This is a genomic window from Xenorhabdus siamensis, assembly GCF_037996745.1.
In the GTDB taxonomy this organism is placed as follows: Bacteria; Pseudomonadota; Gammaproteobacteria; order Enterobacterales; family Enterobacteriaceae; genus Xenorhabdus; species Xenorhabdus indica.
Window position 1 is genome coordinate 1 of record NZ_JBBMXE010000015.1, and the last position, 21,276, is coordinate 21,276.

Annotated in this window: 19 protein-coding genes and 6 pseudogenes; 14 read left to right on the forward strand and 11 right to left on the reverse strand. The window is 39.8% G+C overall.

Annotation, left to right across the window (positions count from 1 at the left end; translation table 11 throughout):
• Positions 1-103 precede the first annotated feature (103 nt).
• The gene (locus AAC852_RS15950; RefSeq protein WP_340619422.1) at positions 104-988 is read left to right on the forward strand and encodes an IS982 family transposase; all 885 of its coding nucleotides are present in this window, start codon (positions 104-106) and stop codon (positions 986-988) included.
• 12 nt (positions 989-1,000) lie between these two features.
• On the opposite strand, the gene AAC852_RS15955 is transcribed toward AAC852_RS15950, so the two are convergent.
• On the reverse strand, positions 1,001-2,023 hold the full coding sequence (locus AAC852_RS15955) for a hypothetical protein (protein ID WP_340621850.1): 1,023 nt from the start codon (positions 2,021-2,023) through the stop codon (positions 1,001-1,003).
• Positions 2,024-2,652: 629 nt separating this feature from the next.
• On the opposite strand from AAC852_RS15955, the gene AAC852_RS15960 reads away from it, so the two are divergent.
• From AAC852_RS15960 to AAC852_RS15975, 4 genes are all read left to right on the forward strand, one after another.
• A complete protein-coding gene (locus tag AAC852_RS15960; RefSeq protein ID WP_340621851.1) occupies positions 2,653-3,051 on the forward strand; it encodes a helix-turn-helix transcriptional regulator in 399 nt (132 codons plus the stop codon).
• A gap of 346 nt (positions 3,052-3,397) precedes the next feature.
• Positions 3,398-3,667 carry a CCDC90 family protein gene (locus tag AAC852_RS15965; RefSeq protein ID WP_340621852.1) on the forward strand — a complete coding sequence of 90 codons (270 nt, stop codon included), beginning with the start codon at positions 3,398-3,400 and terminating at the stop codon, positions 3,665-3,667.
• A 47-nt stretch (positions 3,668-3,714) separates the two neighbouring features.
• Positions 3,715-4,011: an XRE family transcriptional regulator gene (locus AAC852_RS15970; protein ID WP_340621853.1), complete on the forward strand. Its 297-nt coding sequence runs from the start codon at positions 3,715-3,717 to the stop codon at positions 4,009-4,011.
• A 118-nt stretch (positions 4,012-4,129) separates the two neighbouring features.
• Entirely contained in the window at positions 4,130-4,387 is a 258-nt protein-coding gene (locus AAC852_RS15975; RefSeq protein WP_340621854.1) for a hypothetical protein, read from the forward strand.
• 191 nt (positions 4,388-4,578) lie between these two features.
• On the opposite strand, the pseudogene AAC852_RS15980 reads toward AAC852_RS15975, so the two are convergent.
• The 3 genes and pseudogenes from AAC852_RS15980 to AAC852_RS15990 all read right to left on the reverse strand — a co-directional run.
• A pseudogene (locus tag AAC852_RS15980) lies at positions 4,579-4,887 on the reverse strand (integrase core domain-containing protein); the annotation flags it as partial.
• Between the two features lie 220 nt (positions 4,888-5,107).
• A pseudogene (locus tag AAC852_RS15985) lies at positions 5,108-5,674 on the reverse strand (reverse transcriptase domain-containing protein); the annotation flags it as partial.
• Between the two features lie 631 nt (positions 5,675-6,305).
• On the reverse strand, positions 6,306-6,725 hold the full coding sequence (locus AAC852_RS15990) for an MGMT family protein (RefSeq protein ID WP_047964937.1): 420 nt from the start codon (positions 6,723-6,725) through the stop codon (positions 6,306-6,308).
• Positions 6,726-6,985: 260 nt separating this feature from the next.
• On the opposite strand from AAC852_RS15990, the gene AAC852_RS15995 reads away from it, so the two are divergent.
• The 3 genes from AAC852_RS15995 to AAC852_RS16005 all read left to right on the forward strand — a co-directional run bounded on the left by AAC852_RS15995 (position 6,986) and on the right by AAC852_RS16005 (position 8,970).
• Complete coding sequence (locus AAC852_RS15995; protein WP_340621855.1) at positions 6,986-7,600, forward strand: recombinase family protein; 615 nt, start codon at positions 6,986-6,988, stop codon at positions 7,598-7,600.
• A 635-nt stretch (positions 7,601-8,235) separates the two neighbouring features.
• Positions 8,236-8,448, forward strand: coding sequence for a hypothetical protein (locus AAC852_RS16000; protein WP_340621856.1), 213 nt, complete (start codon positions 8,236-8,238; stop codon positions 8,446-8,448).
• Between the two features lie 267 nt (positions 8,449-8,715).
• On the forward strand, positions 8,716-8,970 hold the full coding sequence (locus tag AAC852_RS16005) for a helix-turn-helix domain-containing protein (protein WP_340621857.1): 255 nt from the start codon (positions 8,716-8,718) through the stop codon (positions 8,968-8,970).
• Here AAC852_RS16005 and AAC852_RS16010 read toward each other — a convergent pair.
• Together AAC852_RS16010 and AAC852_RS16015 are read right to left on the reverse strand one after the other, a co-directional pair.
• Entirely contained in the window at positions 8,909-9,391 is a 483-nt protein-coding gene (locus AAC852_RS16010) for a group II intron maturase-specific domain-containing protein (RefSeq protein ID WP_340621858.1), read from the reverse strand. The genes AAC852_RS16005 and AAC852_RS16010 overlap by 62 nt on opposite strands.
• A gap of 209 nt (positions 9,392-9,600) precedes the next feature.
• Positions 9,601-9,714, reverse strand: a pseudogene (locus AAC852_RS16015) (IS110 family transposase); the annotation flags it as partial.
• On the opposite strand from AAC852_RS16015, the pseudogene AAC852_RS16020 reads away from it, so the two are divergent.
• Positions 9,705-10,286 (forward strand): annotated as a pseudogene (locus AAC852_RS16020) (IS110 family RNA-guided transposase); the annotation flags it as partial. The pseudogenes AAC852_RS16015 and AAC852_RS16020 overlap by 10 nt on opposite strands.
• A 439-nt stretch (positions 10,287-10,725) precedes the next feature.
• Here the strand turns inward: AAC852_RS16020 and AAC852_RS16025 are convergent.
• From AAC852_RS16025 to AAC852_RS16045, 5 genes and pseudogenes are all read right to left on the reverse strand, one after another.
• Positions 10,726-11,766: an IS481 family transposase gene (locus AAC852_RS16025; protein WP_340621859.1), complete on the reverse strand. Its 1,041-nt coding sequence runs from the start codon at positions 11,764-11,766 to the stop codon at positions 10,726-10,728.
• 87 nt (positions 11,767-11,853) lie between these two features.
• Positions 11,854-12,303 (reverse strand): hypothetical protein, encoded by a 450-nt coding sequence (locus tag AAC852_RS16030; RefSeq protein ID WP_340621860.1) that lies wholly within the window; start codon positions 12,301-12,303, stop codon positions 11,854-11,856.
• A 95-nt stretch (positions 12,304-12,398) separates the two neighbouring features.
• Positions 12,399-12,706, reverse strand: a pseudogene (locus tag AAC852_RS16035) (transposase).
• Between the two features lie 674 nt (positions 12,707-13,380).
• Positions 13,381-13,992 carry a recombinase family protein gene (locus tag AAC852_RS16040; RefSeq protein WP_023043657.1) on the reverse strand — a complete coding sequence of 204 codons (612 nt, stop codon included), beginning with the start codon at positions 13,990-13,992 and terminating at the stop codon, positions 13,381-13,383.
• Between the two features lie 7 nt (positions 13,993-13,999).
• Positions 14,000-14,830: a KilA-N domain-containing protein gene (locus tag AAC852_RS16045; RefSeq protein WP_047678222.1), complete on the reverse strand. Its 831-nt coding sequence runs from the start codon at positions 14,828-14,830 to the stop codon at positions 14,000-14,002.
• A 184-nt stretch (positions 14,831-15,014) separates the two neighbouring features.
• Here AAC852_RS16045 and AAC852_RS16050 point away from each other — a divergent pair, with 184 nt between their 5' ends.
• From AAC852_RS16050 to AAC852_RS16070, 5 genes and pseudogenes are all read left to right on the forward strand, one after another.
• Complete coding sequence (locus AAC852_RS16050) at positions 15,015-18,113, forward strand: Tn3 family transposase (protein WP_340621861.1); 3,099 nt, start codon at positions 15,015-15,017, stop codon at positions 18,111-18,113.
• Positions 18,114-18,646: 533 nt separating this feature from the next.
• The gene (locus AAC852_RS16055; protein WP_340621862.1) at positions 18,647-18,919 is read left to right on the forward strand and encodes a hypothetical protein; all 273 of its coding nucleotides are present in this window, start codon (positions 18,647-18,649) and stop codon (positions 18,917-18,919) included.
• A gap of 201 nt (positions 18,920-19,120) precedes the next feature.
• Positions 19,121-19,300 (forward strand): annotated as a pseudogene (locus AAC852_RS16060) (IS110 family transposase); the annotation flags it as partial.
• 514 nt (positions 19,301-19,814) lie between these two features.
• Positions 19,815-19,970, forward strand: coding sequence for a hypothetical protein (locus AAC852_RS16065; protein WP_340621863.1), 156 nt, complete (start codon positions 19,815-19,817; stop codon positions 19,968-19,970).
• A gap of 278 nt (positions 19,971-20,248) precedes the next feature.
• Positions 20,249-20,479, forward strand: coding sequence for a hypothetical protein (locus AAC852_RS16070; protein ID WP_340621864.1), 231 nt, complete (start codon positions 20,249-20,251; stop codon positions 20,477-20,479).
• Positions 20,480-21,276 lie beyond the last annotated feature (797 nt).

Sequence of the window (21,276 nt, forward strand, 5' to 3'; positions counted from 1 at the left end):
CTTATGTAATTAACCTGAATTCTGGATAAGAAATTGACGAGAGGCCTGTTCCAGGAGCAAAGTTTTGGTGAAAGCCTAAAACGACTCCGGGGAGGAACAGGCCATGGACAAGTTAGTTGAAATTTTCTGCGATGTCGACGACTTTTGTCGTCTTTTCATCCCCCAGTGGGCGCAGTTTTGTCTCGATAACGGATACCGCCTGCGCCGCAGACAAGGCCGCATGTATCCCAGTGAAATCATGACAATTTTAATCCTCTTTCAGCGGTCGCATTACCGTGATTTTAAAAACTTTTATTTGGAGCATATCTGGCAATACCATCACCGCGACTTCCCCTCCTTGCTCAGTTATACCCGTTTTATCAGCGTTGCCCCGTCCGTTTTGGTCCCCTTATCCAGTTATCTGACTCAATTAAAAGGAAAACCGACAGGCATTGCTTTTATCGACTCCACGAGTTTGCGCGTTTGTCATAACATCCGTATTCCTCGTCATAAGGTCTTTCAGGGCATAGCGCAACGCGGAAAAACCTCAATGGGATGGTTCTATGGGTTCAAATTACACCTGATTATTAACCATCTGGGCGAAATTTTAGCGCTTAAAGTGACCCCGGGTAATGTGGATGATAGGGAGCCTGTACGCGAATTATCAAAAGATCTCACGGGTTCTCTTTACGGCGACAAAGGATATCTGAGTCAGGAATTGGCGGATGATTTAGCTAAAACGGATATCACCTTTATCACGAAAAAGCGCCGCAACATGAAAGCGCTTGCACTGGCTGAGTGGGATAAGGTTATGCTTAAAAAGCGTTTTATCATTGAAACGATTAATGGACAATTAAAAAACGGCTCTCAATTAGAACATTCTCGTCACCGAAGTATAACCGGTTTTTTGTTAACCATTTTAACGGGATTGATTGCTTACTGCCTTAAAGAGAAAAAGCCATCACTGAAAATTTTCTACTCAGAAGAAGATATTTCAGTAATAGCTTAAGCGGAATTGGGGTTAATTAAGCTTAGTGTTGCCTTTTTCGTCAAGCCCAACATAGCTGATAAAGTTATCACCCGCGTATAGATTGTCGTAATCGGCTGACAATTTATAATATCCGCTCTGTTCACGCTCTAACTGTCCAAAACATAGTTGTTTCTTATAAATGTCTTTGTCATCGTCGGTCACAAACCCGATGATGAAATCACCGGCTTTCGCGCCCGGGTAATTTGGAATCATGAAATGGAAATTATCCGTTTGGTCCGGCCTTGTTAAATTAGAAGATGAGTATGTTTCCTCAATAACAGGCGGTTCAAAGCTATCGGATGTATTAAGCTTAACAGTGTTAATAAATATGGTTTCTTTTTGACTGTATTCTATCTGGCTGAAGATCGTCTCAATCCCGACGAACCGACTGATACTTTGAGTTGCGTATATTTTTAGGTTAACAGCATCAATTGATGGTTTATTAACCAGATAGTAATAATATTGTTTTTCCAGATCAACCTCATAAGCAGGAATTTCTTTCATGTCCTCCGCAGTGAATATTCGCAGGGGCGCTGTTGCACGAAGAGGAATATCATAGCTTGAAATTGCTCCTCCCTTTTTCATCATCGGATTGATTGACGCTGAAATGAATGGGTTGGTTGTTGGGGCTGGACCAGTAAACGCAACGGGACTTGGATCGTACAAATAATCCGAGGCTCCTCTCAGTACACAAGTGTCTCGTATCATCTCTGGATTGTCGATAGAGTGATAGGTCACCTCCCCTTTTAGTTTGCTCGGAGAATTTGTGGTAAAGCTGATTTGATGATCCTTGCTGCTTTCATCGGCCAGGAATATCAATTGCTGGGAAAATACTTTCTTATAAACTGAGCCAGGGAATGTCTTTATTAGTTTCAGACCCAGTGAAGAAACAATACTGACCGTCACCGCATCCGTAATATTTGATTCACCAGTTATCGTAAAAACTACACTGAATGGTTGCCCTTTGATAATATTTTTCTTATCATTAGGAACTGTCGTGATTTGTCCAGCCATTATATTATCCTTTCTATAAAGTTTACTCTTAACTGAATAACCACTCCTATGGGTGGTATTCAACAATAGGTTTTAACTATTTTTCGAAAGAAACAAAAATTACAGCATTTATATCTAATACCGCTTTATGAGAAGGCTATTTTTACTGGGATTTCCAAGCCAGATTACATTCAAACAAATAAATGTCAATATACATTACATAAAAAATATTATTATATTTAACCTCCTTTAATACTACCTATGAAAAAATATCTTTCTTAGAGATAATTACAGTCAATTTTAAATTAACGTCATATAAATAAATAACTTATAACACTTTATCTTTTAATTCATCACGCTCATATGATTCCCACAGTAAATTAAGAATAATATTTGCAACTGTCTTTTCAAGAAAACGTTCGTCAGCATGTTAATTCGGTTCGCTTATTATATTTATGATCAATAAGATTCCCTGGTAAAAAAACAACTATTCAATAGCTACTATTAAATTAATTTGATTTTGGAATAATTTATTTTGTTATTAGTACACTCATCAAATGAAAGCAAACCTTTCATGTAAGTAAGTCTTACTTACAGCACATTCTGAAACAATGGTAAAAAAGAGTCAAGAGTAAAAATGTATAAAAATTATGTTGCCTAAAAGATTGATATTTGCGAGAAAAAACAAGGGGCTATCTCAAGTAGAATTAGCAAAATTGCTCGCACTGGAGACAGAAGACATAGGAACAGTTCGTATCAAGATCTCTAGCTATGAGAGAGGAGTTCATGTTCCAACTTATGAGATGGCTTGCAGGATAGCTAAATTTTTAGATATCCCAGAATGCTATTTATACACGTATGATGATATTTTCGCTGAAAAAATCTTAAACTTACATAAAAAAGATAATACCTCTAATATAGAAGATTTTTTAGCAAAAGAATTAAATGATGCAAAAAATAAACTTTCAAAATATGAACAGGCTATGGACGCATTTAAAAAGATAATTTCAGATAAGTTAATTAACTATCAATACGTAAAAATATTATAAATCATTAAGAAACAAACTTCTTGTCATCTATTAACACCGAACAGCATAGTCAGACTAGGACAAGTGGGTCTAAATTATACTGACGTAAAACCTACCGTGAAAACTTTCAGCATATAGTCATTATTTTATTTTGCTTTCTGACGTTTGTTCTTCACCCCCACCTTAACTATTTTCTCATCTTTTAGCAGGTTTAAAGTCTATTTAATTCATTAATGCTATATTTTCAACGACATGACCACTTCTCTAATGCTGTGCAAAAACATTGCCATTTAGCCCTTTTGGTATTATATTGATAGCTATCAGGTAGCTGAATAGTCAGCAGCCATCAACCCCAAGAGGATGAGAAATGTCAACCATCACTATGAATACACACAATGCAATTAAATCTCTAAAAGAATCAGGCATGAATGAAGTTCAAGCAGAGAAAATTGTAGAAATTATTGCTGATTTACAAAATGTGAGCGCAGCGACAAAAGAGGATTTAAAACAAACTGAAAATACTCTAAAAACTGATCTTGTGTCTATCAAAAGTGATCTGGATTGGTTGAAAAAATTGATTTTTGCTGTTGGGGTTGCCGTTGTTATCGCAGCGATAAAGTATATTTTTGTAGGTTGATACACACATGGGGCAAATTGCCCCATTTTTCTAAATGGTATACATTTATGCGGCTAATTGAAAATTATATTCCTCCGTCAACAAACGATTTGGCAGACTTGAAATTCAGATTAAATTCAACAGGTCAACAAATGGCTGAACTGGCAGGAGTGTCTAATGGTAACCAATGGCGAAAATATACAGGCGGTGAAAAACCCAGAGAACTAAATCAACATATACTATTCTTCATAGCGGCTCAATTGACACTTGATGATAAAACTTTATCCCGTATTTTAAATGAAATGATAAAGTTGGGTGCTGAATTTGAAAGTCATAAGTTTAATTATTTGGAGAGACAAAAATGATGAATAAAGTTAATAATCATGCACTAAATCATACGACCATTCCAGAAATGACTCCGCATGATCGTTTTTTTTTCATGCTTGCCGATAAATCCCAATAAATAAAATAGGAAAATAATATATGAGTGTATTAACGTTAAAAGAAAAAGAATGGTTAGATCAACTGCAAAAAGTGTTAGATGAATGTCCATCAGAGAGATTGGGATTTTATACAGTTGGAGATAATTATCTCTCTAGTTATGATTTAACACATTATGAAGAAATATCTAAACAAGTGAATGAAACGGGAAAAAGTTGGTCTAGAGTTGTTTATGAACTGCAAGCTGAATTTAGTTATTTTTTAAAATTTCCGGCACCTGTAGATAATGCGAAAGAATAGACACTCATCGTAAACGGATTACCGATCTCCAAGCGCACCCCTAATGTCATTTTCACTACACTGGATGATTGGTAACATAGCTCCAGCAATCGAGTGTAGACGACTTTTGACATTCCGTGCAATCGTCTTCTGAAAATGACAAGCCGGTGATATGCGATCTTTTACAAAGTGAGTTGCCCGTACTGTTGTGGTCAACAAAAATTGGTCACTGGCTTAGCGTTTTTCCAAAATAATCGTTCTGACTCATTGGGTGTTAACCCGTTGTTATACCAGTGAGGACGAAGCTGACTGTAATAACCTGTTATATATTGGGTAATAGAGTGGTGAGCCTCCCTAAAATTTGCCTATCCCGCCAAAGGGACCCATTCGCTTTTTAAGCGCCGGAAAAAACGTTCCATCGGGCTATTATCCCCGCAATTTCCCCGCCGGCTCAGGCTTTGTCTGATACTATAACGCTGCAATAATCGTCTGAACGCTTTGCTCGTATAGTGACTACCTTGGATGCCCTTCTAAGTGTCAAGTCATTATTTGTATGCTATTGATCTGACGATTGCGGTTACGCAATAGCGTAAAGACCTCCCTTGATATATAGCGTTTTAAGCAACGTATTGGGGGTTTGGGTGAGAGAGCTGTCCGGTCACCCAGACAGCCCCCTCCTCAGAACCGGACGTGCGGAACTACCGCATCCGGCTCCCGACAGACCTGTGCCCCTACACCTATTCAGCGAGAATTGAACATTGAATGTGTTTTCCATCGGGATGGATAATTCAGCATTTTCAGGATTAGATTTAGCTTTTCCCACGTTAGCCGGTGACGCCCACCTTTCCGGTTAAACCATCGATAAATTATCCACTTGCTTTGGTAGATAAATTGCTCAACTCTTCTCTGGTTGTCAGAAACACTGTGATAGTTTATCCAGCCTCTGACTACCCTGATGACAGTATTCAGGATTAGCCTTATATCAGTCGTGTTCAGGTTCTTCCGGAGAAAATCCCTGAGTCCCTTCAATTTAGCTGCGAAACGGTCTTTTCGGCTGGTCAATTTCAACCGCCAGTATCCTTTTCGCGTTTTACCCCAATAGCAGGTAAAGCCCAGAAAGTTAAACGTGGGTAACCGTTTTCCTGACAAATCGGCTCTCATTGCTGCAACGTGTCCCGCAGAAATTAACTGCGATTTGTCATCGTGCAACTCCAAACCATATTTATTCAGTCTTTTCGGTAAAACTTCATAGAAACGCTTTGCTTCTTTGGGATACTGAAAGGTAAACACCATGTCATCGGCATATCTTGGACTAGCGGGAGCATTCGCGCAGAAACTTACGGTTTAACCTTTTTGGGGCGTTATATAACGTATGAAATTTTACTGATCTGAAACTACTTTGTTTTCATTCTCAAAACTCTCATAGAGGGAAAGTAATCGAGAATATAATTTCGAGAATGGATTTTGATAATTGTAATGCCTGAACGAAGCGTAGTAAAAATCCAACTCAAGCAGTTCTCATAATCCACCGTTTTTGCGAAAGAATTACATGGCATGGAGGGTTTAAAATCCCAAACCGTAAGTTTCTGCGCGAATGCTCCCGCTAGTCCTATAAGTGTACAATGTAATGATGCAGGATATTTTTTAGCGATTTTTTCAGGGAGATCTACTAAATCAACTAAACATAGAGCTAAAGAGTAGAATCCTTTGATTTGAGATTCATTCTGAGATGTAGTTAGGACAAATGTACGAGCTAAATCTTTTTCATTGTGTTGTCCTGACACTGTTCTTAAGTAATTGTTTAGTGCATACTGGGGTCCGCTTGGAAAACGGAAAATATCCTACGCTAAGCCTATTTATTGCACAGTTCCGCATCAATACTAAAACTCATTATGTGCATTTCGGCGTTTCCGGCGTGCAACCCCACTAAATTTCTTGATTACACCCATTCATCAACATTCTCCCAGACGGTGCGAAAAGTCCCTGTTGTAGGAACTCTGAACTCAAACCAATTTGTTTGAAAAACTGCCTGTTGGTCGATATCAACACTTCCCAAAGGAGATATAACGACTTCACTACCTGGAGCTTTAGTTTGTTGGTTAACAACTATTGAATTTAATGGTGGTAAATCATTCAACAAGCACAAATTTCCAATAATGCCTAATTGACGACCTAATGTCCTTCCTGCTTGCCTTGAGCTATGCCCCATTTGTTCAGCTAACTCGCCATAAGTAATGGTAGATAAACCATTAGATTTATTATGCTCAACGAACGCCACAAGAATCAGCCAGATTTGTTGTGCTTGTACATAAAGGCGATCTCCGCGTTCAAATTTTTTAATCGTTGGCTTACTTTGCATTAAAATCCTCCGTATTGTTCATTTCTGCGCAATCAGTTCAATAAAGAGCGCGTGGTTCACAATGGCATGGATTGCTCAAAAATGCAATGTGTAAACATTGGCATGACATTTATGTATAAAATGCAATGTGTAAACATTGGCATGACATTTATGTATACTTTAATGTCATGGACTTAAATTCCCCCTCCATTATTTAATGACATAACTTAAATGACATAGGATAATATGTCATAACTCTAATGTCCTATTAAGGCTATCTTGTGTACATATTTGGATATCTTCGCGCTTCTACACATGATCAAGATGCTCTACGTGCAAAAGAGCGTCTGAAATCTTTCGCTTTAGAATACGGCCACCGTGTAGCTGGTTGGTACATTGAAAACGCTTCAGGAGCATCACTTCATCGCCCAGAGCTAATTCGATTGCTGAATGACGCAGAATCAGGCGACCTTATTCTGGTCGAGCAGGTAGACAGATTATCTCGACTTGATGACACAGGATGGTCTTGCCTGAAAAATATGATCCAGGAAAAAAAACTGGCGATTATCAGCTTGGATTTACCGACAAGTCATATGGCACTGACTCAGCACGGGGCCGATGACTTTACACGCAGTATGCTTTCTGCCATTAATAGCATGATGCTAGATATGCTGGCTGCGATTGCTAGAAAAGACTTCGAAGATCGCAGACGCCGTCAACAAGAGGGAATAATTAAAGCAAAGCAAGCAGGAAAATATCAGGGCCGTTCTCCAAATTTACAAAAGCACGAGCTTATTAGAGTATTACGTGCTCAAGGTAAGTCTATCAGCGAAACAGCCCGTCTTGTTGGTGTTTCTGACCGAACAGTCACGCGAGTGAGTAAAAGAAGTAATTAATTAATGGCTAAGTCTTAGGTTATGTTCACCCATAAATACACTAATCCGTTAAATCGCAGGCACCTTTAAGGCTATCTATGAAAAAAGAAAATTTAATTTAGTTTTGATGCGATGAAATTGCATTTATTAAACTTTATCACTTCAACACGATTTTTTGCATCCAGCATGAGATAAGATGCAATCACTTCAAATTTATATGCCACATCATCATTTAGCATTTCCCATGTTTCTTTTTCTTAGTCTAATACGCCATCCTTTATAGATGAATATAATATATGTATACATATTATGCAGATATCATTACTACACTCATTAAACGAATGAATAATATCTATGATTTTTTTATATAGTGTAGATATTTGGTCTTCTTTCCATGAAAGAGACATTATTCTTTCTTTAATTACATCATCAATATGAAAATTTTTTTCGCTCATAGTAAGCCTTAAAAAAAACCTTATAGAAGGGATATAGGTAGCGATAGTGTTATTTTGTTATTATTCAGTATGTATTATTCCCTGATGTTACAGACATAATTAGGTGAAAAATTAGGCTTTGAAGATGAGGATGTAGCTAAAGCTATTATATCTAGATATGAGCGTAGGATTATTGCCCCGGCTTACAATACTGCTTGTCAAATGGCAGCCATTCTAAACGTTCCTCCATGCTACTTTTACATAGATGATGATATTTTTGCTGAAGAAGTTCTAAAGTTACACAGAAAAGACAATACACCATTAGAAGAAGAATTGATGTTAGCTAAAAAAAGAATATTGCAATATGAAAGCGCTTTAGAAACAGTATTAAAAACAACGGAAAACGTAATGCTACAGCTAAAAAAAGGGGCGTAAGCCCCTTTTTGTTACTTATGTTTTTTGATATTTGCTGGCAGATCAATAGTAATGATTAAAGAGTTTATATCTATAGATATGTTGAACATATCAGATTTTAAGCGTTGTGTATCAGAGGTTCTCTGAAAGTAGCTTTCAGTGCATCATTAAAATCATTTTCATTTGTAATCTAGTTAACTTTATTCATTATTTTTTCCTCTCCAATTAAATTATTTTTTTATGGGCTATTCTTTCTACTACATAAATTTGTTGTAGCAGGAGAAATTGATGAAAAAAAGTATCGATTGGCATCCGGCTGATATTATTGCTAAAATACGTAAATCAGGAACATCATTAAGTGCGTTATCTCGTCAAGCTGGACTAGGTTCAAGTACTTTACGGAATGCCTTAAAACTTCCTTATACTAAAGGTGAATTTATAATTGCCGATCATCTAGGTTTGCACCCGTCGGAGATCTGGCCTAGTAGATATTTTGATAAGAACGGTAATCAGAAAAAAAGAATACCGAATTCTCAGAAATAGGGGTTATCGGATCGCGCAAGGGAACTTCCCCCCTGCGCTCCCACGAAATATGACTGGCTATACAGTCCATTGCTGACCGATAAAAGCGCCCATAGTACTTAACCCAGCCTCGCAACATGGGATTGAGCCAATGGGCCATTACTTCCAGCGACAACGGGGTTTTGTGACTCAAATCCCAGCCCCGTACTGTCTGCCGGGTTGCCTTCGCAGCTCTGGCGCTCATCGCTGGCAGGAAATTCACCGATAGTTTTCCTTCTTTCGAGACCGACTTTCTTGGCCTGAACGTGTAGCCCAAAAAGTCAAAGTTGATTTCAGGATATGTCTCCGTTCTTTCCCTGTCCTTGCAGTAGACGACTTTCGTCTTACCCGGGCTTATCTCCAGTTTACACTCAGCCAGACGCTTTTCGAGCTTGTCACGCAACATTATTGCCTGCGCATGACTCTTGGGAGAGCGTAAAAAAATGTGGGGCATGGATTCGATGAAAGCTGGATAAAATAGTTTAACCACTCAGGTTACGGGGAATTGTGACGATTGAGTGGTTCTCACCGCTATCTGATAAGCACGCTTAATTGCTTAATTTATAGTGAGTTAAAAAAGTGCCCCACACTAATGAGCAACTGTCTTTCGCTTTAAACCGTGTGGAAAGATTGATCCCACGGTTTATTTGTTTTTATCATTGCATTGAGAATGACCAGTAACTTACGCATACAAGCAACGATAGCGACTTTATTTGGCTTGCCTGCTTGAATTTGGTATCAGCATGCCCAAGGGGATTGCCGTGATAAAACGGCTCTCTGCTGTGCTGGCTGAACATGAACTTCCCCCTTATTTGGTGCAGGTATTACTGCGGTTACAGGCACATTATCACTATCTGGTTGAGCAAATCACCGAGATTGAAACTGCTCTATCACAGGAGGTTGCTCAGGATGATATCGGACAACGGCTGATGACGATCCCCGGCATTGGCCCCATCACGGCGAGTGTGCTTTCCTCACAACTGGGCGATGGGAAACAATACGCCCACAGCCGGGATTTTGCAGCCTCGACGGGATTGGTGCCCCGCCAGTACAGTACCGGAGGAAAGACAACCTTATTGGGGATCAGTAAACGGGGTAACAAGACACTCCGACAACTGTTGGTGCTCTGTGCCCGAACGTTCATACTGCATATCGAGCATAGAAAGGGCAAACTGGCTGACTGGGTTAAGCAGCAACTTGAACGAAAACATTCTAATATTGTAGCCTGTGCATTGGCTAATAAACTTGCCCGGATAGCATGGGCTATTACAACACAACACACGGTATTTGAAGCTTAAATCAAGCCTGTTGTGAACAAATTTGAAACGAGACCCCACAGGTTTTGCGAAGACTGATAATTGATGACATGAACGGCCTACCGGCCTGATGAGAAACCTCGCGTAAAAATTGGCTCCTTGAAGCCGGCACACTTTTAAGGTTCATCAGGCGCGGAACTCATCGAGGCGCAGGCTCCTTGCCTATAGTGACGCCGGATAGATTTAAGCAAGCCCAAAATTCATCAAAATGAGTGTTGCAAAAACGAGGGCTACCATAGATTTTACGCTCTCCAGGATTATCCAGACCTAAGAAAGTATAGCTGATTTAGTCAACGGGTGAGTGGTACTGCGAGTTATCGGCACATCAGGGATGCTTATGAGGGTAATGACTCGAAGGATAAGATGTACTAGTCGCGACTTGATCTGACAGTTACCCACTTTGTTATCGGCGACTGTCAGATTATATTTGGGTCAGATTTTTTTCTGCCCAAATAGATTTCCCATCCTGAAGGGTTTCTATTGGTGTCCGGCCGCAACACATTTTTCCTTGATGAGTGCGGTGATTGTTGTAATTGTCCAGCCATTTGTCCAGATCTTTTTGTAACTCATCCAATGAGCCATACAATTTCTTTCTGAACGTCACTTGGTAAAATTCATTCAGGATGGTTTTGTGAAACCGTTCACAGATGCCATTGGTTTGCGGTGACATCGCCTTTGTCTTGGTATGGTCGATATCATTGACAGCCAGATACAGTTGGTAATCATGGTGCTCAACACGCCCGCAATATTCGGTGCCTCTGTCTGTCAGAATACGTAACATCGGCAATCTATGAGCGCTGAAGAACGGCAGCACACGGTCATTCAGTAAATCCGCCGCCGTAATGGGCGTTTTACTCGTATAGAGTTTCGCGAAAGCCACTTTACTGTAAGTATCGACGAAAGTTTGTTGGTACAAGCGTCCCACGCCTTTAAGATTACCGACATAAAAGGTATCTTGCGACCCTAAATAGCCAGGATGAGCGGTTTCAATTTCGCCACAAGCTTCGTCATCATGCTGCTTACGTTCAAGGGCGGCAACCTGCTCGTCAGTCAGGATAATGCCTTCGTCAGCCACTTTCTTTTCAAGGGCTGCCAGACGCTTTTTGAAGTTCTCAAGATGATGTCTGAGCCAGATAGAACGGACACCACTGGCAGACACAAAGATGCCTGCTTTTCTGAGTTCATTACTTGTTCTGGCTTGCCCATAGGCCGGGAATTCGATGGCCGAGTTGATAACGGCGTGTTCAGTCTCCGCATCCACACGGTTCTTCAAATTAGGGGTTTTTCTGCTTTGGTTGATTAACGCATCAATCCCGCCTGTTTCAACGAGTTCCTGATAACGATAAAACGTATCTCTGGATACACCCATCACTTTACAGGCTCTTGAGACATTACTGAGTTCTTCAGCGAGATTAAGCAGACCCGCCTTGTGTTTGATGATTGGATTGCTAGTATAAAGCATGAGAGTTACCTCTTAATCTTTGATTATGGATTCATCACCTTTAATCAAAGTCGGTAACTCTCTTCTTTTCAAATCGAAGTGTCAGATCTAGTCTGAACTAATACACGTAAAACTACCCCATGTCACACCGTCAAAATCCCGACATCTCAACATTAAAGTCATATTAAGTATCCCTACTTTATCAAAGCCTAATTTTTTCCAAATTGGATAAGTTTGCATACTATTGATTTGCACTGTTTCAATCGGAAAACCCGCGCACTCAATACAGGCCCGGAGATACCCTTTCTGACGCTCCGGTTTTGGGAAACCAGCAAACATTATAGAATGGAAAAGTATATGTCCATTTTTATCGCGCCAGGCATCGGTGATCACCCCGCCTTCAACATCCTCTACATAAATCAAATGCAACGTTTCAGGGCGAGATACATTTAGGCGCTCATCACCAAAACCGTCACCGTCCTGATTATAAATATCAACGATACGCTGTGCCTTGCTGATAAAATCGGGGTGTTTTCCCGTGATAACCTGCACTTTCATTAAACTATCCTCACAAAGGGTAACAGACATGTTTTTTACTATAAATCACAGAGAACAAAAACACTTAATAAACAACGCCAGAGCAACGGGGTATTTTAAAGCAAAGTAATTTGATGATTTGAGTGCAAAGTTTTGTACTCATTCCCCTGATTTTTCACATACCTACCAATCATATTTTCATCACCATGCTTACCTACGGTGCTTGCAAAGTATCCATCTGTCCAAAACTCACCTCCCAATAATATCTTTTTCACTTCTGGGCACCTTTTGAAGATTTCGCGCGCTGTGAGTGATACTTTTTTTCAAGTTCGGTGCATACATCTTTCAAAGCTGCATCGACTTGAGAATCAAAAACAGACCGCCGATATTTAGCTGATAAAACAATATTATAAGTCAGCACCATAACGTTATGGCTTTTATTTTATGAAGATAAATACTTTTCATAATAAGGGGTTTCGGGAGCAACGGAACAATAAACGCCGTTAAGCGGTCAATTTAAATAGCCAAAAATTGGGCAGCCAACTTACATCGTGCATTGCTATTGTTAGCTAGTCCTTCTACGATAGCCAAATGACCTATACTCATTTTGACCAAGGTTACGGCGAGAGCATCATAAAACTTATAACAATCTGTTTTTAATGATATTGCCTACTCTATTTAACCACTTAACCGTATTTACTGTTCCATTGCTCCCCAAACCCCTAATAACTAAATATCTTCGAATAAGTATGAATATCTTCTGGATATCTGAACTCTGGATATACCCGTAATTCTCGCCACCTCAGTTTTGCTTACTTTTTTTCCAATACGTTTCAACGTAGCAATGGATTCAGTAATTTTCTTTTCACTTTCTGATGTGCGTAATTCGTGAACTCTGTAAGCAGATGCCTGTGGATTCAGTAATTTTCTTTTCACTTTCTGATGTGCGTAATTCGTGAACTCTGTAAGCAGATGCCTGTCTTTTTGTCAGATTTTCATCTGTCGTTATTTGAGTAACCGTTTCCCTGTTGGCTATTTTTGCCCATCCCCCGATAAGGTTCAAAGTTGATGAGGAAAAAAATGGGTACTCAGTTAGCGCTAAGATTTTAATACTCTTTTGCCGTGTTCCCTGAGTTCCCCATCTGGCCCTACATACTTATAGAGAGCCTGTCTGCTAATCCCAAGCTCTTCACATAATTCAGATACGCTACAATCTCTACTCTTCATGGAAGCTTGTGCCAGGCGAACCTGAGATTTTGTGAGTTTAAAAGAACGTCCGCCTTCACGTCCTCTTGCTCTGGCCGCTGCCAGCCCTGCTTTTGTTCGTTCACTGATCAACTCCCGTTCAAATTCGGCCAGCGCGGCAAAAATCCCAAAGACCAATTTGCCACTGGCCGTCGTCGTATCAATTTCTGCACCTTGCCCGGTCAGTACCTTAAATCCGATTTTTCGATCCGCCAGATCATGGATAGTATTCACCAGGTGTTTTAAGCTTCGGCCAAGCCTGTCAAGCTTCCATACCATTAACACATCGCCGGCCCTGAGCGCTTTCAAACAGGCATCCAATCCAGGACGTTTGTCTGACTTCCCTGATATTTCATCCTGATAAATGTTTTCTTTATTAACACCGGCAGCAAGTAAAGCATCCAGTTGGAGATCCTGCACCTGACTTCCATCAGATTTGGAGACACGGGTATACCCAATTCGCATGAATGACCTATTTTAATTGTTTAAGTTTTTCAATGGATTTGTTTTCTATCAGGATCTTCATTTGACTGACCGCAACGCGATTCAGCTTTTGGAACCTGTCGTTTGCAGAGAGGCCTTGCTCGATAAGTTCAGCATTGAAGCTTTCTAAATTAGATAACACGACAAGCTGTTCCAGTGTGGCATAGTCCCGTATATTGCCTTTTAGTTCCGGGTTCTCTTTACGCCAGTCGCTGGCTGTCTTGCCAAACAAAGCCAGATTCAATATATCGGCCTCATTAGCGTAAGCAAAGTTTCTTGCTTTTGGGTTAAGCTCCAGGGCGGGAATAATGTTCGTTTTTATTGACTCTGTATGAATATGATAGTTGACCTTGGCCAGAGTGCGCGAAACATTCCATTCCAGATTTTTCTGTTCATTTTCTGCTTGTTTGAGCCGTTGGAATTCTTTTAATAGATAGAGCTTAAACTCCGCGCTGATCCAGGAAGCAAACTCAAAAGCAATATCCCGATGCGCATAAGTTCCGCCATATCTGCCCGCTTTCGAGATGATCCCGATTGCATTGGTGGTTGAGATCCAGCGTTTTGGCGTGAGAGAGAAACTGTTTGCACCCGCTTCATGTTTAAATCCATCGAATTCGATGGATTTAAAATCGGGATTATGGAGCTGTTCCCACAAACCGATAAACTCAATGGTACTGCGGTTTCTCATCCAGTTTTGCAGAATGTAATCACCGCGGTCGCCATCTTTGTACTTAGCGATGTCAGATAGCGATATATAGTCATCTTGTTTGTCGGAAAAGACAGAGACTTTTATACCCCGAACATCAATTTTTTGCGCCATAAACCTTTCTTCTCGCTTTTGGTGTGTCAGTTAAACGAAGGTTTAAATGACCGCCTTGTTTTAGCCTAAATACGGATGGAAAGATGTAATATAAACTGTATATAAATCTATGTCCATTAAAGGTGGTAAGGAAAAGATAAAGTGACATACTCAATGTCACCCTGCCATATTAAGAATTAAAAAAATGAATACCAATAAAAAGCGCCTGACTATACTGACTCAACCTGAAATTCAGGACTATTTTGTCCTGCCTCGATTTACTTTGGAGGAGCGAGAATACTATTTCACCTTATCCGATAAGGAGCATCAGATAATACCGCAAGGTTGGTCTGTTAACTCCAGAGTGAACTTCATTCTTATGCTTGGGTATTTTAAATCCAGGAAAATATTCTTTACCTACACGCGGGAAGATGTTATCACGGATATCTCTTATATTCTGGCTTGCCATTTCCCTGATCATTCTGCCGCCAATATAAAAGTTCCAGGCAAGACGACCCGGATACAATTGCAAAGACTTATTTGCCAGCATCTGAATTATCAACGCTATGGCAGTGTCATGGCAGAACAATTAGCTGAACTGGCCGCACGGGTTGTTAAAAGGTCAGCTAAGCCTGTGTTTATCTTGCGGGCATTGTTAAGTCACCTCAATAAAAATCAGATCATTCCCCCTGCGTACAGTACTTTTCAGGATTTGATTGGACGATGTTTATCGGATGAGAGGAGGCGTATCTGTGAGCAATTAAAATCAGATCTTAATCCTGATGTGGAAGAGGCACTCACAAATTTATTATCTGAAGAATCAGGGGGTCTGCACTGGATAACCCAACTAAAAAAGGCACTAAGGGACTTTAGTTATACCGAAATTGTCAGAGAATCCACCTGGGTAAAGCAACTCAGTCCCCTTTATGAATTTGCCTGTCAGTGGTTACCCTCACTTTGCATATCAAATGAAAGCATCCGCTATTACGCAACACTGATTGAATATTATTCAGTTTATAAACTTCGGCGATTTGACCCTTTGATCGCTTATTTTTATCTTCTTTGCTACACCTACCATCGAACGCATGTCATCAATGACAATCTGGTCGAAGCCTTTATTTGCCATGTCCGCCAGTATGAAGAAGCCGCTAAACTGTTTGCTAAAGATATGGTGTATAAAAGGAAGTCTCAAGCGAATGAAGATATCAAGGCCACGGGTAAAATATTGGGCTTTTTCTTGAACCCCGATATCACTGACAATGTCTCTTTTGGTGAGATACGAACCAAAGCATTTCAGTTGTTGAACAGGGAACAAATGGAGATAGTAGCCCTCTTTATCGGGTCATCAGGCTTTGATGAAGAGGAGTTTCATTGGCAACACTTGGATACCTTATCAGCCGCCTTTAAAAAGAATCTGCGTCAAATTATCCGGGTACTGGACTTTAGTAGTCATACCGATGAGTCAGGACTTCTTGAAGCCGCAATCTTTGTCCAGACTTGTCTTAGGGACGGAAAAATTTTGCGGCGAATACCCGACAAAGATTTCCCTGTTAATTTTTTAACTAACCTGAATTCTGCGGAATTGGGGTTAACTAAATCACTTCAAAAATACCTTTACAGCCGGGCAAAATCACCTCAACTCATTCCTGATCGATATGAATTTGCCGTATACAGGATGCTTAAAACAGCCTTTGAATCAGGGGACATTTTTAACCAGAACACCACTAAATATCGAAGTTTTACAGACGACTTAATTCCCATGAACAGGTGGGAAGCCGACAAAGAAAGTGTCCTGAATGACCTAGATCTGTCCGTATTACAGAGACCAATATCCCAAACTTTGCAAGAACTTAAAGATGAGCTTGAAGAAAAACTACAACATGTAAATCAAAGGATAATTAGCCGAAAAAATAAGGACGTTAAATTTAACAATTACCGTAAAGGCCGTACCGTTAACTGGACTCTGCCTTATAAAAAGGAAGAAGACGAAGATAATCATCGTTTTTATCATCTTGTGCCAACGATCAGCATCGCTAATTTATTAAGCTATGTGGACAAAAAGACAGGATTTTTAGCGGGTTTCAATCATGTTTTAGGCAGATATACTAAAGGCAACCAGGATAAAAAGTCACTTATTGCCTGTATTATTGCCCTTGGCACCAATATGAGCCTGGGCAGGATGGGCGAGATTTCTGACATAAGTCATCAGGTGCTACAAATGACATATCAAAACTTCTTCCGACTGGAAACGTTAAAGGAGTCCAATGATATGGTCGCTAATGCGACCGCCAAATTATCTATTTTCCGACACTACGATATTGAGTCGGATGTGATCCACTCCAGCAGTGATGGGCAACGGTTTGAGACCCAAAGAAATACAGCCAACGCAAGATATGCATCAAAATACTTCGGTCTTAAAAAAGGAATTTCAGCGTTAACACTGGTCGGTAATCATGTGCCAATCAATGCAAAAGTAATAGGCACCCACGAGCACGAGAGTTATTTTGTGTTCGACCTCCTTTACAATAATACGACAGAGATAGATCCCGATCGCCACTCTGTAGATACCCACGGCACTAATCAGGTTAACTTTTGGATTTTATACGCGTTTGGCTATCAGTTTGCTCCACGTTATAAAAATTTTCCAACAAAAACAGAGGGTATCATTGGGTTTGAGCCGCCAGGGAAATACAGTGAAGAGTTCCTTATTAAGCCTATTCGTAAAGTGAATGAAGAACGGATTATCGAAGAATGGCCAAATATTCAACATATAATGGCTTCTCTTGGTCAGAAGGAAACGACGCAATCATCCATTGTTAGGAAATTAAGCTCTTATGCCCGACAAAATAAAACAAAAAAAGCGTTGTGGGAGCTGGATAATATTATAAGAAGCATCTATATGCTCGACTATATTGATAATAAATCCCTGCGCCAATACGTTGCCAAAGCATTAAACCGTGGTGAAGCTTACCACCGATTGAAAAAAGCGATAGCGCATGTCAACGGGGGCAAAATGAATGTAAAAAGTGAAAATGAACAACATATTAGCCACGAATGTACCCGACTCATAGCCAATGCAGTTATTTATTTCAACGCAGAACTCTTGTCCAGTTTGCTTGAGAGAGGTGATCCTGACGGTTTATTTGAGATGGGACAGATGGGTAAAAAGCTGGGTAAAATATCGCCGGTGGCGTGGCAACACATTAATTTCTACGGTCGATTTGAGTTTAATGACATAGCGACAACATTTAGCGTTGGTGAGTTCGTCAAGTCGGTTGACCTGACGACATTATTGACAGATTAAAGTCATAAACAGTGGAAGGGCTTGAAAAGTAACTTTGAACCTTATCGGGGGATGGGCAAAAATAGCCATTCTCGAAATTATATTCTCGATTACTTTCCCTCTATGAGAGTTTTGAGAATGAAAACAAAGTAGTTTCAGATCAGTAAAATTTCATACGTTATATAACGCCCCAAAAAGGTTAAACCGTAAGTTTCTGCGCGAATGCTCCCGCTAGTCCTGTCCATTTCATTAATTAAGGAAGGCATCAAAAGTTTGAGCGCCAGAGTATTGTCCGTAAAACTTATGGACTTTGATCTCGTAGCGGCAGAGCCAAAACCTGTTTCTGACCACCTCCGCAGGAGGTGGTTTTCAGTTAAGAATAAAATCAAATTTTATTTGATTTATAAAATAAGAAATTAACATGCTTGATTTATTTATATAAACTATAAATGACTAAAAATAGAATGGTAGATAACCAAAATAATGAAAAATTAGATTTGGCTTACCTTCTTAAATTGACAATAGAACCCGTAAGATAAAATGAGGTAAATAATATGACAGATGGTTATAAAGTTCCAATTAGCAATATAGAATCAACAATGAGTAAATGTGATGTGACACAAATAGAAATTAATTCGAAAACAGGAAATGCTACCGTTGTAGTGAAAAATTCAGACTTAAGTAAAACAGTTACTATCATTGATCTTTCTGGCATAGGTATGTCAAAATACATAACATTCTTATCTTGTTTTCACAATAACAAAAAGTTAGATATACACTTGGCTGACAATGTAGTTAGCAACGTAAGTCTAAATATGGATCAATAAATATTTTCAAATTTCAATACACTTTACAATACTAATTGTTGTGTGTATTTTGAAAAAAACACCTGGTAGACATGGAAGAGTAAATTTTCTCCTATGTCTACACTGTAGTAGTTCAGACTTGATCTGATGAGATGGACGTCCCGTATGGCGTCAATTGTACCAAAATGAAATAAGTATATTCATTTTATGGGAGCGTCCATCATGTATCATAAAATTCTCGGTATTGATCTCGCTAAATCTGTTTTTCAGCTTTGTTTGCTTAACGATAATCACATTATATTTAATAAAAAAATGACCCGAAGTCGATTACTGGATGCTGTTAGACAAATGGAATCAGGGACTTTGATTGCTATGGAAGCTTGTAGTACCGCCCACTATTGGGAGAGCATAAAAATCTATGGTAGCCCTCGTTTTTGGGGTTTTGTGCACATTCCCTCGAAAAGTTCACTGGTCTTCATAGTCAGAGTTTTGAGTATCATAATTTGTAAGTTTTTTATGATACCTGATAGTGTCAATATCGATTTTTGATACCGAGAGCGCTGCAAATGGCATTACTTGTAGCGGCTCGCGTTTATAATCCGGCGGACTCACGTTAACTGCAAATGAGCTTGCATTTATCTTTTCCGGCTTGCAATCCATTTCATCCGGCTCACACTAACTGAAAATGAATTTCATCATATCGGCAGTCCAACCGCCAACATTCTGTCACGCAAGCCGGACGGTTTTTTTCGTCGCCGGGGATTTTTTTTCTGTGAGAAAATTTATAAAAATAAGATGTTCGTCACAATTTCGTGACGAAGCTGATTTGTGGGTGATGCCGTGCATAATTATTCATTCTTTAAAAAATGTCTGTGCGCGTTTTTGCGCGTTTTGGGGGCAGGAGAGAGGGACTTAGGTGAAAACTGTTCTGAAGGGCGTACAGGTGGTTCTGGCAACAGGTGTTATGTTGAATAAGGTGCTTGTACGCCTTAAATGTTATCTTCTGTTTGAACGACAAACCCGCCCAGTATCATCGGATCAATCACATCATTACGTTACTTTTGTGACGTAAAGAGTTGAGATAAATAAATTAATATTGTTTGTTCGGTGTATGAAGGATGCCCTTTAGGGCATAGAAGTCCGGCTAAAGTTGAAAAGTACAAAAAACAGGCTTAACGTACAATAGTTTCCGGCCTCCAAGCTGACCCCTACATTTTCAATCAGCAATATGTCATGTTGGGGCACCGTGGGAATTTCTGCAACAATACACGGTAACAAAAGTTGGCTCACAGAAATTCAATGAGTTAACCAGATCCGATCCTAAACATTCGAGGTTATGCTGAATCTGAAATGTACGGAAAACGTCAGAAATCAGTTTGTCGTACCATTCGATTATCCGATGGTGTTTGTCGCATACAAAAACGCCATATTTGGGCAAGAATATTCATCTCATTAGCCCTTGAACGGAAAACAGGTGATTTCCGTCAGGGTGAAAATCGCTTAGCTGGTGTTATTGCAGAAATGACCACGGAACCCCTTGCCGATAATCTTTCAGAAAACGAAAGAATTCAAGGCTCTTAAACCGTGAACTTGATTCATTTTCAATATAGTAATTATGCGTTCACTGGTGAAAGCATCAATGGTTCCGTGTGCACGTGTTGTGTCCTGTTCAGACATTAAAGCCTGTAGATATGCAAGGATAAATGATAATAAGCGCGGTAAAATTCTGGACAATTCCGGCTTACAACCTCAAATTGCAGCGTAAAGATTGTTGGTTTTTTTATGCCCGTTAGGACATGGGAGGCTACTCTTTGGAGCATTAAAGATCAATCAGTTGATGAAAAGGGGAACTAAATGGGAGCACTTTAACTCTTCTTCGTCCTGCTAAGCTGTGAGTGTTGACTCCAAACCCCATTTTATGGGGTTGATTTGCGAAGCAAATATAAGGGGCGAAAGAATGCCTAAGAATCATTAGGAGTTGGATCGCCCCGAAGCGGAGCATTAGACACTCTTGCGTAAGAAAGTGTGTCTAATGCGACTACAAGAGTTATAGGGGGCATCGAACCCTTTCCGGTTCCTATAGAGCCATCGTAATTCAGTGTGTTAAGGGTGGTTGATTTGAGCCTTCAAAGAACGCAGTTAGCCGACAGAATAGCGTTAGCTATGAATGTCGGATGTACTGCGAGTGTGAGCGTAAGCGAGCTACGGGCGAGACTGTAGTTACTAGACTTATCACTAGTCTGAGCGGCAGCGGTAAAACCGCTTGCAAGCGAAGTCATCTTTTTTATTTTTTGGAGTAGCAGGGGGAATAAATACCCCTGCTAACTCCCTATTTATAGGGTCGTTTAGTTCAGAAATAAACTTCGAATTTAATAGAT

What these genes read in the sequence shown, in the direction of transcription:
- AAC852_RS15950 (WP_340619422.1), top strand. Translation starts at nt 104, where the DNA reads ATGGACAAGTTAGTTGAAATTTTCTGCGATGTCGACGACTTTTGTCGT.
- AAC852_RS15955 (WP_340621850.1), bottom strand. Translation starts at nt 2,023, where the DNA reads ATGGCTGGACAAATCACGACAGTTCCTAATGATAAGAAAAATATTATC.
- AAC852_RS15960 (WP_340621851.1), top strand. Translation starts at nt 2,653, where the DNA reads ATGTTGCCTAAAAGATTGATATTTGCGAGAAAAAACAAGGGGCTATCT.
- AAC852_RS15965 (WP_340621852.1), top strand. Translation starts at nt 3,398, where the DNA reads ATGTCAACCATCACTATGAATACACACAATGCAATTAAATCTCTAAAA.
- AAC852_RS15970 (WP_340621853.1), top strand. Translation starts at nt 3,715, where the DNA reads ATGCGGCTAATTGAAAATTATATTCCTCCGTCAACAAACGATTTGGCA.
- AAC852_RS15975 (WP_340621854.1), top strand. Translation starts at nt 4,130, where the DNA reads ATGAGTGTATTAACGTTAAAAGAAAAAGAATGGTTAGATCAACTGCAA.
- AAC852_RS15990 (WP_047964937.1), bottom strand. Translation starts at nt 6,725, where the DNA reads ATGCAAAGTAAGCCAACGATTAAAAAATTTGAACGCGGAGATCGCCTT.
- AAC852_RS16000 (WP_340621856.1), top strand. Translation starts at nt 8,236, where the DNA reads ATGGCAGCCATTCTAAACGTTCCTCCATGCTACTTTTACATAGATGAT.
- AAC852_RS16005 (WP_340621857.1), top strand. Translation starts at nt 8,716, where the DNA reads ATGAAAAAAAGTATCGATTGGCATCCGGCTGATATTATTGCTAAAATA.
- AAC852_RS16025 (WP_340621859.1), bottom strand. Translation starts at nt 11,766, where the DNA reads ATGCTTTATACTAGCAATCCAATCATCAAACACAAGGCGGGTCTGCTT.
- AAC852_RS16030 (WP_340621860.1), bottom strand. Translation starts at nt 12,303, where the DNA reads ATGAAAGTGCAGGTTATCACGGGAAAACACCCCGATTTTATCAGCAAG.
- AAC852_RS16040 (WP_023043657.1), bottom strand. Translation starts at nt 13,992, where the DNA reads ATGCGAATTGGGTATACCCGTGTCTCCAAATCTGATGGAAGTCAGGTG.
- AAC852_RS16045 (WP_047678222.1), bottom strand. Translation starts at nt 14,830, where the DNA reads ATGGCGCAAAAAATTGATGTTCGGGGTATAAAAGTCTCTGTCTTTTCC.
- AAC852_RS16050 (WP_340621861.1), top strand. Translation starts at nt 15,015, where the DNA reads ATGAATACCAATAAAAAGCGCCTGACTATACTGACTCAACCTGAAATT.
- AAC852_RS16055 (WP_340621862.1), top strand. Translation starts at nt 18,647, where the DNA reads ATGACAGATGGTTATAAAGTTCCAATTAGCAATATAGAATCAACAATG.
- AAC852_RS16070 (WP_340621864.1), top strand. Translation starts at nt 20,249, where the DNA reads ATGTACGGAAAACGTCAGAAATCAGTTTGTCGTACCATTCGATTATCC.